16 protein-coding genes are annotated in these 14409 nt (G+C 58.9%); 11 read left to right on the top strand and 5 right to left on the bottom strand.

The window, feature by feature from the left end; translation table 11 throughout:
• Positions 1-9: 9 nt before the first annotated feature.
• Positions 10-972 (top strand): LysR substrate-binding domain-containing protein, encoded by a 963-nt coding sequence (locus tag RLW55_RS04300; RefSeq protein ID WP_423415697.1) that lies wholly within the window; start codon positions 10-12, stop codon positions 970-972.
• A gap of 133 nt (positions 973-1105) precedes the next feature.
• Complete coding sequence (locus RLW55_RS04305) at positions 1106-1318, top strand: hypothetical protein (protein ID WP_013950449.1); 213 nt, start codon at positions 1106-1108, stop codon at positions 1316-1318.
• 61 nt (positions 1319-1379) lie between these two features.
• Here the strand turns inward: RLW55_RS04305 and RLW55_RS04310 are convergent, their stop codons facing one another.
• On the bottom strand, positions 1380-1874 hold the full coding sequence (locus tag RLW55_RS04310; RefSeq protein ID WP_409561725.1) for a tat pathway signal sequence: 495 nt from the start codon (positions 1872-1874) through the stop codon (positions 1380-1382).
• Between the two features lie 501 nt (positions 1875-2375).
• Between RLW55_RS04310 and RLW55_RS04315 the strand changes: the two genes are divergently transcribed.
• Positions 2376-4736: an ATP-binding protein gene (locus RLW55_RS04315; RefSeq protein ID WP_423415698.1), complete on the top strand. Its 2361-nt coding sequence runs from the start codon at positions 2376-2378 to the stop codon at positions 4734-4736.
• Between the two features lie 13 nt (positions 4737-4749).
• Positions 4750-5433, top strand: coding sequence for a response regulator (locus tag RLW55_RS04320; protein ID WP_409561723.1), 684 nt, complete (start codon positions 4750-4752; stop codon positions 5431-5433).
• 33 nt (positions 5434-5466) lie between these two features.
• Here RLW55_RS04320 and RLW55_RS04325 read toward each other — a convergent pair whose 3' ends face one another.
• Positions 5467-5895: a response regulator gene (locus RLW55_RS04325; RefSeq protein ID WP_409561722.1), complete on the bottom strand. Its 429-nt coding sequence runs from the start codon at positions 5893-5895 to the stop codon at positions 5467-5469.
• Positions 5896-6130: 235 nt separating this feature from the next.
• Here RLW55_RS04325 and RLW55_RS04330 point away from each other — a divergent pair, with 235 nt between their 5' ends.
• Positions 6131-6859, top strand: coding sequence for a DUF1345 domain-containing protein (locus RLW55_RS04330; protein ID WP_409561721.1), 729 nt, complete (start codon positions 6131-6133; stop codon positions 6857-6859).
• Between the two features lie 15 nt (positions 6860-6874).
• On the opposite strand, the gene RLW55_RS04335 is transcribed toward RLW55_RS04330, so the two are convergent.
• A complete protein-coding gene (locus RLW55_RS04335) occupies positions 6875-7990 on the bottom strand; it encodes a beta-ketoacyl-ACP synthase III (RefSeq protein ID WP_423415699.1) in 1116 nt (371 codons plus the stop codon).
• Positions 7991-8273: 283 nt separating this feature from the next.
• Between RLW55_RS04335 and RLW55_RS04340 the strand changes: the two genes are divergently transcribed.
• Positions 8274-9179 carry an alpha/beta hydrolase gene (locus RLW55_RS04340; RefSeq protein ID WP_423415700.1) on the top strand — a complete coding sequence of 302 codons (906 nt, stop codon included), beginning with the start codon at positions 8274-8276 and terminating at the stop codon, positions 9177-9179.
• Between the two features lie 238 nt (positions 9180-9417).
• Here RLW55_RS04340 and RLW55_RS04345 read toward each other — a convergent pair whose 3' ends face one another.
• Positions 9418-10314, bottom strand: coding sequence for an SDR family NAD(P)-dependent oxidoreductase (locus RLW55_RS04345; protein WP_423415701.1), 897 nt, complete (start codon positions 10312-10314; stop codon positions 9418-9420).
• 92 nt (positions 10315-10406) lie between these two features.
• Positions 10407-10895: a DoxX family protein gene (locus RLW55_RS04350; protein WP_409561717.1), complete on the bottom strand. Its 489-nt coding sequence runs from the start codon at positions 10893-10895 to the stop codon at positions 10407-10409.
• A 269-nt stretch (positions 10896-11164) separates the two neighbouring features.
• Between RLW55_RS04350 and RLW55_RS04355 the strand changes: the two genes are divergently transcribed.
• The 5 genes from RLW55_RS04355 (at position 11165) to RLW55_RS04375 (ending at position 14396) form a co-directional block, all read left to right on the top strand.
• Complete coding sequence (locus RLW55_RS04355) at positions 11165-11422, top strand: hypothetical protein (protein ID WP_013950437.1); 258 nt, start codon at positions 11165-11167, stop codon at positions 11420-11422.
• A gap of 96 nt (positions 11423-11518) precedes the next feature.
• Positions 11519-11914 (top strand): thioredoxin family protein, encoded by a 396-nt coding sequence (locus RLW55_RS04360; protein WP_423415702.1) that lies wholly within the window; start codon positions 11519-11521, stop codon positions 11912-11914.
• Between the two features lie 11 nt (positions 11915-11925).
• Positions 11926-12645 (top strand): cytochrome c biogenesis CcdA family protein, encoded by a 720-nt coding sequence (locus RLW55_RS04365; protein ID WP_423415703.1) that lies wholly within the window; start codon positions 11926-11928, stop codon positions 12643-12645.
• Positions 12646-12663: 18 nt separating this feature from the next.
• Positions 12664-13542 (top strand): DUF692 domain-containing protein, encoded by an 879-nt coding sequence (locus RLW55_RS04370; protein ID WP_423415704.1) that lies wholly within the window; start codon positions 12664-12666, stop codon positions 13540-13542.
• Between the two features lie 20 nt (positions 13543-13562).
• The gene (locus RLW55_RS04375; RefSeq protein ID WP_423415705.1) at positions 13563-14396 is read left to right on the top strand and encodes a putative DNA-binding domain-containing protein; all 834 of its coding nucleotides are present in this window, start codon (positions 13563-13565) and stop codon (positions 14394-14396) included.
• Positions 14397-14409: the final 13 nt, after the last annotated feature.

Genomic DNA, 14409 nt, shown 5'->3' on the forward strand with positions numbered 1-14409 from the left:
GAACAGAGTATGACACTTCGCGAGCTCGAATATCTGGTCGCACTCGCGAAGTATCGTCATTTCGGGCGTGCCGCCGAGGCGTGCCAGGTCAGCCAGCCGACGCTCTCAGCACAAATCAAAAAGCTCGAGGATGAACTGGGCGTCGCTCTCGTCGAGCGCGATTCCCGCGGCGTCATCCTGACGTCCTATGGCCATGAAACCGCAACGAGGGCGCGGCAGATTTTAGTTGAAATCCAGCAGCTTAAGGAAAGCGTTCGGCAGAATCAGAACCCCGAGGCTGGCACCGTCCGCCTCGGCATCTTTCCCACGCTCGGCCCCTACCTGCTCCCTTATCTGGTGCCGCCCACTCGCAAGCGCTTCCCCGATCTGGAACTGCTCCTGATCGAGGAAAAAAGCTCTAACCTGCTCTCGCGCCTGCGTGACGGTGAAATCGATGCCGCCATTCTCGCTTTGCCGATCAACGACAGCCAGCTGCGCACCGAGTTTCTGTTCGAGGAGCGTTTTCTGCTCGCGGTCTCAACCAGTCATCCGTTGGCGCGGCGAACCTCAATCGGTGTCGAGGAACTCGTCGATCACGACCTGATGCTGCTGGAGGACGGCCATTGCCTCCGCGATCACGCCCTTGAGGTTTGCCAATTTTCGGGCGCCAACGAGCGATCGTCGTTTCGAGCAACGAGCCTTGAGACACTCCGACAAATGGTGAGCGCCGACGTCGGCATCACGCTCCTGCCGGAACTGGCGACTCTGAACCAGAGTACACTCTCAAACAGTATCCATCTGTTGACGTTCAGTGATTCCGAGCCGAGCCGCCAGATCGCCATGTGCTGGCGCAAAAGCTCAGCACGCGAACCACTCTTCCTGAGCCTCGCCGAGCTGTTCAAGACCTGCGCCAATCAAGTATTGCAGCGACCGGCCGCCTCGCAGACACGCGGCCAATCGCGCCCCGCAGCCCGTCGGAAAATCGCATCCTGACTTCGGCAGCGCTGCCGTGCTTCGCTGCAACAGTCCCACACTTTTCACGGATCCAACCTATCCCGGCGATTCCGGCAGCGGCGAATTCGCACTAGTGTTGTCATCGACAACTCAGTCTGGGGGAGATCTGCTGATGATAGATTGGGCCAACAGAGAATTGTCCACCCTTGAAGGTCAGCTTGCGTTCTGGAAAGGCGGCGTGGCGCGCGTTTTCAACGGTCCGGCTTCCGATGACGAGATTACCGAAGCCGTTATCGCAACGCTCGAAAAACACGTCGCCGATTGGCGCGCCCTGATGAGCGAGCATAACATTCCCGTCCAGAAGCTGATCGATACGAACGCTTGACGCGGCGCCATCCCCTTCACGGGAAAACACCACCGCGTCTGCTTCATTTTGTGCTGGGCGCTTAGACTTGCCGCCAGGTCGGCTTGGTCGGGTCTGCAAGTTGGATCTTGACCGGCCCCGTGCCGAAAACCGCGACGACGACGGGCTCTTTGATGCCTGCAGGAACGCCGTCGTAATGCATGGTTCTGGCTGTCCGCTTGACGAAACCGCCAGCCGGAACCTGGACGCAGTCCTGTGGTGCAAAATCCGAACCGCTGTTCACCCACCATGTCCCTGATAGAACCATCTGAATGCGGTCCGTTGCGTAGCTATGCGGTGCGCTGAACCAGCCCGGGTTCCACTTCATCAGAACAAGATACGGCCCCGCTTCGTTGAAGTCGCCGTAGAGCTTGGCCATTTCACCGCTTCCCGGCGGCAGCCCGGTCCAAGGTTCGAATTTGATGTCGCCGTGCTGCAAGACGAACGTCTGCTTCGGATCGATCGGCGCGGCATTCGCAGCTCCCGACGCAAGAGCCAAAGCCGATGACAGAAGAAAAGTGCGGCGTTCCAAAATCATGTCTCCGAATTTCACGTGCATCCCAGCCGCGATGAAGACCGGCATATGTGAAATATAAATTGCGCACCGCGATATCCCAGTCCGGACGGCGATCGGGCCCCGCGCAAAAGGCTTATTTCACTGACGCCGCAAACGGATACGGGGCCCGGCTTGGGGGGTAAGCCGAGCCCCGACTATTGAAGCGGCGCTTGTGGGTGGGGTGAGGGACGGCGCACGCCTCTTGACAAAGCGGACCTGCCTAACGTGAGAGACCATGCCGATAGAGCCACCGATCCGCTTGGCAAATGTATGTGTGCGCCTCTTGAATTGGCGAGGCCACTCAGCCCGCCGAACTAAGTCAATGCAACGAAATAGGCCGAATAGCCTATTCTATTGCGTAAAACCTATGCCGTCCGCTGTGCGGTAACACGTCCCTGTCCAGACTTTAAGAAATCCGGCCTTGATATCCTTCTGGATTAAGTTTGAGGGTACTTTCCGCTGTCGCGGAACGAGCGAGATCCGATGCGCCGTGTATCGTTGAAAGTATTGATTGCAGCCGCGATTTCGGTCGTTTCGCTTTTGCTGACGATTGCCGTGTCCTATGTCATAGGCCACGACGCAGTGAGCCGCCTGGAGCAGGAAATCGGCCAATCTCTGGCGCTGCTCGCCGACGAAATGCAGGACAAGCTCGACCGTGCGATGTTCGAGCGTTTGCAATCTCTCGACAACATGGCGGCGCTCGGCCGTATCCTGCAAAAAACCGACTCACCGGATTCGCTGCGCACGTCTCTCGAAAGATTTCAAAGCGCCTATTCTGATTATTCCTGGATCGGCTTTGCCGATCCCAACGGTAAAATCCTGAGCGCGACGGGCGGCGAATACGAGGGTCATAACGTCAAGAACCAGCTTTGGTTCAGGCGCGGACTAAAAGATGCCTATGTCGGCGACGTCAAACTGCCCAACGCCGCCACCACACAGCGCATTCCCCACGAAGGACGCGGTGCATCCGATTTTATCGACCTTGCAGTTCCGGTTTCAGACGACAAGAAAATTATCGGCGTGCTCGGCGCAACGTTAAGCGCAGACTGGGCCGAGGAAGTCCGCGACACGCTTCTTGGCAGCATGAAAGATGCGATCCCCGCAGATGTGATCGTTCTGAACGAAGAGCGCCAAGTTCTGTTCGGGCCCGACGACATCACCGGAAAAACACTCGATTTGCCGAGCATTCGCGCCGCCCGTCCAGGTCATGCCGGCTTTGCCGTCGAACGCTGGCCGGACAACCGTGCTTACGTCACCGGTTTTTCGAAAAGCGACGGCTATCGCTCGTATACGGGTTTGAACTGGATCGTCCTGGTACGCGAGAACCAGCGGCAGGCCTTTGCCCCCGTCCGCAGCCTCCAGCGCACGATTGCCATCTCCGGAACGATCTTTGCGCTTCTTGCAGCGGCGCTCGCCTGGGTCCTGGCCAGCAAACTATCACAACCATTGCTGCAGTTGGCCGACGTTGCCGAACGCCTGAGACGCGGCCAGAAACTCGAATTCCCGCAGGTCTCAGGCTATCAGGAAGCCCGCGTCCTCTCGCAATCGCTGCGATCCCTCGTGAAGGAATTGGACGCCCAGAGATCATCTCTCGCGGCCGCCAACCAATCGCTGGAAAGTCAGGTACGAGAACGCACACAGCGGCTCGCTGAGCAGAACATAGGTCTTGAACGAGCGAAGGCCGCCGCCGAAAGCGCGACCGAAGCCAAATCCCGCTTCCTCGCCGCTGCCAGCCATGACTTGCGCCAGCCCCTCCACGCCCTGACATTGTTCGCACGCGCCCTTTCTCGCCGTGTCAGCGGCAACGAGGCGACGACACTCGTGGCGCAAATGGAAGAAGGCCTGCGCGGGCTAAAAGGCATGTTCGATGCGCTGCTGAACGTATCCCGCCTTGACGCGAAACTCATCGAGCCTACGAAAACGCCAGTTTCCATGAGCGAGCTCATCGAACGCATCTCCGTCGGATCGCGCGTCGAAGCTGAGCAAAACGGCTTGAAATTCCTGAGCCGTGGTCGCGATTGGGTAATCGAGACCGACGCTGCCCTGCTCGAAACGATTATCCGCAATCTCGTCTCGAATGCGCTGAAATTTACCAAACACGGCGGCGTCATTCTGGCTGCCCGCTGCCGAGACGGACAGCGCGTCATCGATGTCTACGATACCGGCCCCGGCCTGTCGGATGATCGCCGAGAACAGATCTTCGAAGAATTCTCGCGTGCGGCCCATCGCGCTTACGGCGCAAACGACGGTCTTGGCCTGGGACTGTCCATCGCGCGCCGCTACGCTGAGCTGCTCGATATGCGAATCGCCGTCACTTCAAGACCCGGATACGGCTCGCGTTTCTCCATTGTTTTACCAAAAAACGCCGTCGAACATGTGCAGCGCCCGCCGGCCCTCACAGCGCTCGAGCCCAGCATCAGCGGCATGCGGATTTTGATATTGGACGACGACCCCCTGATCGTCGCTGCGCTGACGAAAGACTTGGAAGACCGCGGCAACGTTGCTTTCGGCTACCAACGCAACACCGACGCCGAGGCCGCGCTCGACAACGGCCTCGTCATTGACGCTGCCGTGCTTGACTTCGATTTGCGCGGCGCTGAAACCGGACTTGAATTCATCAGACGAATGGCAAAAAAAACGGGCGAAGAGATTCCAAGCATCCTGTTATCGGGAGGCACCGATTCTGCGACGCTGGCGATCCTTGCCAAAGCTGGGCTTCCGTGGCTAACGAAACCAGCCGATCCTGAGCTTATCGCAGCGACCCTCGGCGCTATCTTGAAAGCTCAAACGAATTCAAAGAACGGCTTTGATTCTGAGTTCGGAGCGGAAATGAATGTCGGTTAATCCAGAGAAACTCATGACAAACAATCAGCATGATACGGTTTTGGTCGCCGACGATCACGGACTCTACCGTTCGGGTTTCGGCTTCCTGCTTCGCGATCGCATGGGCTTTCGCTCGGTTATCGAAGCAGCAACCTTCGATGCCGCTTTGGATCGCCTGGCGGAAACACCGAACGTCGAGCTTGCCCTTTTCGATCTCGCGATGCCGGGAATTTCCGGCCCTGAGGGCTTGAGCGTCGTCAAAGAGACCTATCCCGGCATTCGTGTCGCCATCGTCTCGGGATCGGAAGAACGCAACGACGTCGTCAAAGCCGTCGCTATGGGCTTGAACGGCTACGTGCCAAAGTCGCTCGCCGATGACGAAATCGTCGGTGCACTGCAGGATATCCTGGACGGTCGCGTGTTCGTGCCGCGCTTCATGACATCGGGCGCCGCAGCGGCCGCGATTTCGTCCGCAAAACAGCAGATGCGCTCTGAATCGGCCGGAACCGGAAAGGTGGGGGACCCCGGCGGTGGAGCCACCTACAAATCCATCTCACCGCGCCAACGCGATGTGCTGGACTGCGTCCGCCGGGGCCTTTCGAACAAAGAGATTGCACGCGAGTTGGACATTGCCGAAGGTACGGTGAAGATCCATCTCGCGGCTCTCTTCTCGCATTACGGTGCCCGCAATCGCACCGAACTCGCGACGCGCAGCTAACCGCGCCGCGAAACACATCAGCATCGCCCACGCTCAACTCATTGCAGAGCCGACGCGATGCATCAGCCACCGATGCAGAATATCAGGATCGAATGGCTTCCGGATGACCGGAAAGGGCGAGGCGACGGCGGCGTAATCGGCATGCCCGGTCGTGATGATCGTCGGAACGGCATGGCCAATCGTAGCTGCGATCGCCTGCGCGTCACGAATGCCGCGCATCTGTCCGTCTATCTCGATATCCGTGATGATTGCCGCCACTTTGCCCAGCCGATGGCCGAGTGTCCGCACAGCCTCGCGCGAAGATCGTGCAGCTACGCAAGAATACCCCCAATCGTCGATCAGCATCGTCAGTGCCATGGACGACCGGTAATCGTCTTCTATGACGACGACCAACGGCCGCGCGCAAACATCAGATGTCAGCGAAGCACAATCGACTGCCATCTCCCGCATGGGGGTGGTCATCGAAGAGCCTCCTCGTTTTTTGCCTATCCTACAGTGTAATGTGAGGCTCTTTGCCAAGGCGTCGCCATTCAGCGTGAGGCTATAGGCCGCTCGACATAGCCGTGCAGGAGGGAAATTTTCAATGCGTAGAAAACGTTGGTAGTTCCCAGTCAGCTCCATGGTGGCCGTCGCAAAAAATGTTTAAATCGCGCCTCCAGAGCAAGACCTGAACGACATATGAGCGTGAGCGCGAGACATGGCTAACACATTAAAAGCCGGCCCACTGCCGAAGCCGACACGTCGCACTCGCTGGTACAATCCACGTTCGATCGGCCGCTCGATCGTTTTACGACCGCGCGTCGTAATCGGCGCCCTCGTAACAGTTACAGCGCTGTTTCTACTGCCGCCGTCTTTCCGTGGCTCGGTGCGCGAAGCGCTCGCCTGGTGTACTGGCGGCAGCGCCTATCTCGCCATGGCTTTCTATGTCATGCAGGGGTGTCACTCTGACAAAATCCGCACACGGGCCGCGCGTCAGGACGACAGCGGCGTCGTTATCCTTGTCATTGTGCTGATGGCCATGTTCTCAAGCTTCGCAGCGATATTCGGATTGCTCGTCGAGGCCAAAGCAGCATCCAACGAAGGTAAGCTGTTCTTTGCAGCCCTCGCCGCGGCGACCATCGTCATCTCATGGCTCGTGACGCAGGTCTCCTTCACGATGCATTATGCGCATGAGTATTATGCGCCGGACCACTTCATCGACAAGTCAGACGCCGAGAACTCCCTGACGTTTCCGGGGGACACAAGACCTGACTATTGGGACTTCTTCTATTTCGCGACCTCATTCGGCGCCGCATCGCAGACGTCGGATGTCGTCATCAACAGCAAGTCCATGCGCCGCCTGACGACGCTGCACGCCATCGTCTCGTTCTTTTTCAATACGATGGTTCTGGCGCTAACAATCAATCTCGCCGCGAGTCTGGCCTGATCGAAAGCTCCGCGCTTACCGTTTGCGAACGAACACGGTCCCTGCGGAATAACCGGCGCCGAACGAGCAGATCAACCCCGTCTCGCCCACCGCGAAGTCACCGTTCGCTTTATGGAAGGCGATGATGGAACCAGCCGAGCTGGTATTCGCAAACTCATCCAGAATGATGACGTTCTCTTGCGGTGTGGGCACGCGATCCAGAACTTTCCGGCCGATCATATCGTTCATATTGATGTTGGCCTGATGCAGCCATAGCCGCTTCAGTCCTTTCGGATCGACGTCCAGATCCGCAGCATGCGCGATGATCATATCGATCACCATCGGCACGACTTCACGAAAAACTTTGCGGCCTTCCTGCACGAACAATTTGTCGGCGGCGCCGATACCTTCCGGCGCACAGCGATTGAGAAAGCCGAAATTGTTTCGGATATTATTCGAAAACTGCGTCTTGAGACGTGTGCCGAGAACAGACCAGCCGCCCTCCGCTAGCGTTTCGTCCGTGACAACGAGGGCCGTCGCCACGTCACCGAAGATGAAATGGCTGTCTCGGTCGCAAAAATTGAGATGCCCCGAGCAGATTTCCGGATTGACGACGAGCACAGCCTTTGCCGAACCGCTGGATATAAAGTCAGCTGCCGTCTTGATGCCGAACGTCGCCGACGAGCACGCGACATTCATGTCGAAGGCAAAGCCCGACACGCCAAGCGCACTCTGCACTTCGATCGCGATGGCCGGATATGGCCTCTGCATATTCGAAGCCGCACAAATGACCGCCCCGATATCGCGGACATCGCCGCCCCAGCGAGCCAACGCATCCCGGGCGGCCAGGACGGCCATCTCGGCAAGCACGGAAAGCTCGTCATTCGAGCGCTCAGGAATCGCCGGGCGCATCACCTTAGGATCGAGAATACCAATCTTGTCGACGACGTGTCTCGATTTAATGCCAGAGGCTTTCTCGATAAAATCAGCCGACGACGGAAGCAGCGGCGTGAGCTTGCCAGCCGCGATGTCGGCCGCATGGTCCGCGTTGAAAGCTGCGACATAATCATTGAAGGCGGCCACGAGTTCATTGTTCGAAATGCTGTCCGGCGGCACATGAAGGCCCGTCGCAGCGATGACTGGTTGGCTCACGTTCGTTTCCAATGGCACTCCAGGACGCGCGTTGATCCGCACGCCTCTTATAAGTTATGGCGCGCTCGGTGCTGGCAACCGAGCGTCAGCTTGCGAGCGCTTCCCATAGCGCAGCTTGATGCGCTCGCCAATCTCGGCCACGAACTCCCCTCGGCCCGAATGTTCCGCAGGGAACTCAGCGAACAAAATCAAGGCTTAGCACCCATGCGTCTGTTGCAGACGGAACAGCCGTCTGGCATCTGCGAACCTAAAGCTCGTCTCCAGTCCAACGGGAGACGACGCCATGTCCGCAGCCATCTCACCACTTACGACGACGCCACTCCACGAAAACACCCCGACAAAAACCACGTTTCGGATCGCAGGCGGCCGCACGGGCGTACTGCTGATTCACGGCCTCTGTGGTACCCCCGCTGAAATGCGCTTCGTCGCCCTTGGTCTTGCCCGCGCCGGCTACACCGTACACTGCCCGACACTTGCCGGACACGGCGGCACGCGCGCCGATATCGTAGCAACGACGTGGCGCGATTGGCTTCGCAGCGCCGAATCCGCCCTCGAAGAGCTGCGCCGGGAATGCGAGACTGTCATCGTTGGAGGGCTCTGCCTTGGCAGCATCATTGCGCTACATCTGGCGGCAGACCATCCGGAAAAAGTGCAAGGCGTCGCGCTTTTCTCGCCGACGTTTCGGTTGAACGGCTGGGCAATGCCCTGGTACAGCCGATTGTTCTCGCTCGTGCGCAGCCGCCGCATCGCCAGCATGATGCAATTTCCCGACGCAGAGTCTCTCGGCATCAAATGCCCCCGCGTTCGCGATTTCGTCCGCGCAGCTCTTGCAGCGTCCGACGGCTCAGCCCTCGGCACCATTGGAACGCCGGGAGCCGCGCTCTACGAACACCGCCGCCTCGTATCGGCTGTGAAAAAACGAATTGGAAAAATTTGTCAGCCTGCGTTGATCGTGCATTCCCGCGAAGACGACTACGCCGATCTCAAAAATGCGACGTACCTTCAGGCGGCTCTGCATGGCGCCCCCGAACTTCTCGTCCTCGACGATAGCTACCACATGGTCACGCTCGACCGGCAGCGTCATATCGTGGTGGAAAAGACACGCGCCTTCATCGCACGCATCATTGCCGATCAAGCAGCCGTCGCAGGTGAAAGCAACTCAGTTCCTCTGCCCACCAAAGCCGCATAGTAAAATGACGCAAGACGCCAGCAAAACGCGAAACTATCGCTGCGCTGACATCACGACAAATACATCGCGGCCACGCACCGGACATATCGAACTCGAAGGAGCCCGTGCCATCCGCTCAGCGTAGCCGCGTGGGAAACTCCGAATACGCGAAACCTCATTCCGGAGCCCTTATCACCGTAGACGGAAATGGTTGCCATAATGCAAACATCGACAATTATCGTAAAAACGCGCTCCGATCTTAACGCCCGTTTAAGGTATCGGGACGGCGCAACAGCCAATACATCATCGGCACGGTGAGCATGTGAGGCAGAAGCCTCAACGCCACGTAGAAAAACAGATTGGGAATTCCCGGCACGATGACGCGGTTGCCCCACATGAAACCGCGATACGCACTGCGCGCCACGCCTTCAGGTGACATCGGTGGCAGGACATATCGATAAAGCGATCTCTCGGCACCCATCTCTTCATGAAACGCCGTATTCACCGGCCCCGGCAGCAGCGCGCTCATACGCACGCCCTGCCCGGCGATTTCACTCGCGATCGCTTCCGTCAGCGAAACGACATAGGCTTTGCTGGCATAATAAGCAGCTTGGTTGGGACCTGGAATGCTCGCCCCGAGCGAAGCGATATTCAGCACGCCTCCTTGCCCCCGCGCGAGCATGTCGGGAAGCGCCGAGCGCGTCAGTCGCGTCACGGTCTCAACATTGAGAGCGACGAGCTTCGATAGTTCTGCTTCCGACTGATCGACGAATGGCCCCGCGAGGCCTAAGCCTGCATTGTTCACCAAAACATCGAGATAGAAACCGGAACGAGCGAGCGTGGACGAAATCACGTTCATCGCGCTGGCTTCGCTGACGTCGCACAAGATCGCCACGACATCCGCGCCCGTCGCGGCTTTAAGCGCGGCGGAGGCTTCCTCCAGGCCAACTGCATTCCGCGCCACAATCGCTGTGTTGTGTCCGGCCTCGAGAAACCGCTGCGCGAGAGCAAGACCGATGCCGCGCGATCCCCCCGTAACGACGACAGCGGGCTCAAGGCCCGCCACCTCTTCTCGTGATTTGAGCATCTCCGCCCGTCTGCGCGAATGACGCCACGGCAACAGCCGCGTGTACCAGGGCGGCGACGTGTTGTGCATAGTCTGGATACGCTCCGCTGACGGCTCTCCCGACGCCAGCGAAACTACGGAATGGACCGGCGCCTCGCAAGACCGCGAGCCGCAGGACGCCTTCAGGTTGTTCGCACCGACGGCGACAGCACGTTGCGATCGTCCTTCGGTTGCAGCCTCTGCAAGAGATAGTCGAGAGAGATCGGTCCCGGCCCCGCAACGGCAAGCCAGCCGAACAGAGCCATGTATGACATCTCTTCAAACCCGGCGAGCGTTTCGAAGGAATCGACCTGATCCAATTTGGCGCTGATGATCGCGACGATCATGACGACCACGAGCGGCACGGCAGCGATCCGCGTAAAGAGCCCGAGCAGAAGAAAGAGGCCGCCGAAAAATTCCACGCCCGAAACGAATGGCGTCATGATCTCCGGAAACGGAATTCCCCATGACGCAAAATTTGCCGTTATTTGCGGCAGCGCATGCAGCTTCTCCCAGCCGCTCCACATGAAGACCCATCCCACCACGATGCGCGCAAAGAGCGGCGGCAGCCATAAGAAGACCCGAGAGAGCTTCTCCGGAACGTCTATCAACCAGTGCGTGAGAAATTTCATCGGTTTTGCCTTCAGTTGGAGGACGAGGCGGGATTTCCCGCGCAACTGAAAGGCACTTACGAGCCGCCTCGCTTGCTGGTTACAGCCAATCCGGAATAATTTGGCGCGTCGCTAGTGCACCCGTTGTCGTGCGCAAGGACGGGGCCTCAATTTTTTTTCCAAATCCGGAAACATCCCCCGCTGGGCAGCCGTAACCACCCTCGTGACTAGGTTTCGGCCCGGCACAAACGACAGCGTGGAAACACAATACCTTCCAAAGGGAAAACACCATGAAGATCAGTGTAAAGTCTGGTTCGGCCCTCGCAGCCGCAGCAGCATCTCTCATGCTCGCGAATGCCGTTGTCTCGACGGTTGCGTATGCCGATGAAGCGATGGGCCACTGCGTCGGCGCCAACGCCTGCAAGGGTCAGAGCGCCTGCAAGAGCGCAACGAACGCTTGCAAAGGCCAGAACGCCTGCAAGGGTCAGGGCTTCACCGAGACGACCAAGGAAGGCTGCACGACCGGCCATTTCGAACCGGCGAAGTAAGCACGCGAAGGTAAAAAACGCCGCCTCCAGCGCGGCGTTTTTTATCCCGCCGAGACGATCCTCCAAACCACATGACTATGAGAACGAGGCCGATAGATGTCGCTCAGATATATTGCGCAGGCTGCCTTGGCGCTGGCTATGATGACGCTGACCGCAGCCGGCGCGACAGCAGCCGAGCGCAAGACGTTCGATGAAAAAGATTTCGCCGCCGCGCAGGCACAGGGCAAGCCGATCCTCATCGATATCTCGGCGACATGGTGCCCGACATGTCAGGCGCAAAAGCCCATCATCCAAAAGCTGTCCGCCGAGCCGCAATACGAGAACCTCACAATTTTCGATGTCGATTTCGACACCCGCAAGGACGTTTTGCGAAAGTTCGGCGCCCAGGTTCAAAGCACGCTGATCGTTTTCAAGGGTGACAAGGAAACGGGCCGCTCCGTCGGCGCCACTAGTGAAAGCGCGATTGACGGCTTGATGCGCAAGGCTCTCTGAGGACCGTTCCAATGCTGGTATCCTTCGCCTTGGCCTTCGTCGCCGGAATTCTATCCGTCCTGTCGCCGTGCGTTCTGCCCCTCGTCCCGATCGTGATGGCGACAGCGGCCTCGGCCCATCGCCATGGGCCGTTCGCATTGGCTGCAGGCGTTGCGATCTCCTTTGTCGCGATCAGCCTTTTCGTTGCGACGGTCGGTTTCGCGGTCGGCCTGGACGGCACCTTCTTCCGTTTCATTGCCGCTTCGCTTTTGATCGTGATCGGCGCCGTTCTGGTGATCCCCGTCCTGCAGCAACGGTTCGCCGTTGCCGCTGGACCGATCTCGAACTGGGCGGATCAAACACTTGGCGGCTACGCCGGTCCCGGCATTCTTGGCCAGTTCGGCGTGGGCCTCGTTCTCGGCGCCGTCTGGAGCCCATGCGTCGGCCCGACGCTCGGCGCCGCCTCGCTGCTCGCGGCTCAGGGCAAGGACCTTGGCCAGGTCACCATCACGATGCTCGCATTCGGCTTTGGCGCCGTCGTCCCGCTGCTCGTCTTGGGCGCGTTGTCGCGTGAGATCCTCAATCGCTGGCGGGACACGCTGGCCTCCGCAGGCTCAGGCGGGAAATATGTTCTGGGCGGCGTCCTCATTCTAACTGGCCTCGCCATTTTGACGGGCTTTGATAAGACACTCGAAGCCCAGATCGTCGCTGCGTCCCCGGCCTGGCTGACGGCGCTGACCACCAGGTTCTAGGACAAAAGGATTTTTGTCATGCTCGGTGCAACGAAAGCAAAGGCCGCTGCCGATCTAAGGCCCGCGCCCGAGGGAAAGCCACGATACCTTGGCTACGGTCTTGGGCTGCGGTCCCAGCACTATGCCGACATCCTGAACGGCGACCCCGAGCTCGACTGGTTCGAGGTAATTTCGGAAAACTACATGGTGCCGGGCGGCCAACCGCTAAAAATTCTCGATCAAATCCGCGCTCGCTATCCGATCGTCATGCACGGCGTTTCGCTGTCGATCGCATCCACTGCGCCGTTCGACCCCAACTACCTGAAGCAGCTCAAAGCCCTCGCCGATCGTACCGAGCCGGTATTCGTCTCCGATCATCTCTGCTGGACGGGCGTACACGGCGTGAACCTGCATGACCTGCTACCGTTTCCGTATACGCGCGAAGCCCTCGACCACGTCGTCGCACGCATTCAGCACGTGCAGGACTATCTCAAACGGCCGCTGGCGCTTGAGAACGTCTCATCCTACGTCCAGTTCCGAAACTCCGAAATGCCTGAGTGGGAATTCATCGCCGAAATGACGAAACGGACCGGCTGCTGGCTCGTCTTCGACGTCAACAATGTCTACGTCAGCGCCTACAATCACGAATACGATCCGTATGAGTTCATGGCCGGAATTCCGGCCGATCGCGTCGTGCAGTTTCACTTGGCGGGCCATGAGCACAACATGACCCACATTATCGATACCCACGATGCACTCGTGTGCGACGAGGTTTGGACACTCTATAAGGCGGCACTCGAGCGTTTCGGCCCCGTCTCGACGATCATCGAACGCGATGACGACATTCCCCCACTCGACGTAATGCTGGAAGAACTCGGCAAGGCGCGCCTTCTTGCCGAAGACGTATTCTCTGCATAGCTGGAGCGATCGACATCCTCATGCCGCCAACCATCGCTCCAGAGAAACAAACCGAACCTGTTGAGCACGCACCTGCGCCGACGCTCAGCGAAATGCAGGCCGCATTCCAGCGCGCGGTCATGCACGGCGACGACACGGTGCTGAACGAACTCCTGGATAATTCGCGCACGAACCGCAATGTCCTGTTCGGCGTCTATCGCCACGCTTACGCTGCACGTCTTATTGAAGTGCTCCGCAACGATCATCCGCTATTGCACGCCTATCTGGGCGATGAGGCCTTCGTCGAGGTCGCAAAGGCCTACGTGGCGGCCTGCCCCTCACAAAACCAGAATGCGCGCTGGTTTTCTCATCGCCTGCCAGAGTTTCTTTCGGAAGCGCACCCTGATGCTCCCCAGCTCGGAGAACTCGCGGCTCTCGAACGTGCGCTGAACGATGCGTTCGATGCTCTCGACACTGAGCCTCTCGCGCTATCGGATCTCGCCGCAGTCCCGCCCGAACAGTGGTCGGACCTTGTCTTCAGCGCCCACCCTTCCGCCTGTCGCCTCGCCTTGTTCAGCAATGCGCACGCTCTGTGGATAGCGCTGAAAAATGACGAGACACCACCTCCGGTTGAGCTTCGCATGCGGCCAGAAAGCGTCATCGTCTGGCGTCACGAGACGACGCCCAAAGTCCGCCGCATGCCCGACGAAGAAGCCATGATGTGGACGGAAGCGATGAATGGCGTTCCGTTCGGCGGCTTGTGCGAACTCGTCGCCGTCTACGACGACCCTGACACCGCGCCCTTGCGGGCCGCCCAGCATCTTCAGGGCTGGATCCTATCCGGGCTCCTCGCGAAATCTCCGCGCGAAAATTAATTTCACCGGAATA

Source organism: Hyphomicrobium sp. B1 (assembly GCF_049532635.1).
In the GTDB taxonomy this organism is placed as follows: domain Bacteria; phylum Pseudomonadota; class Alphaproteobacteria; order Rhizobiales; family Hyphomicrobiaceae; genus Hyphomicrobium_B.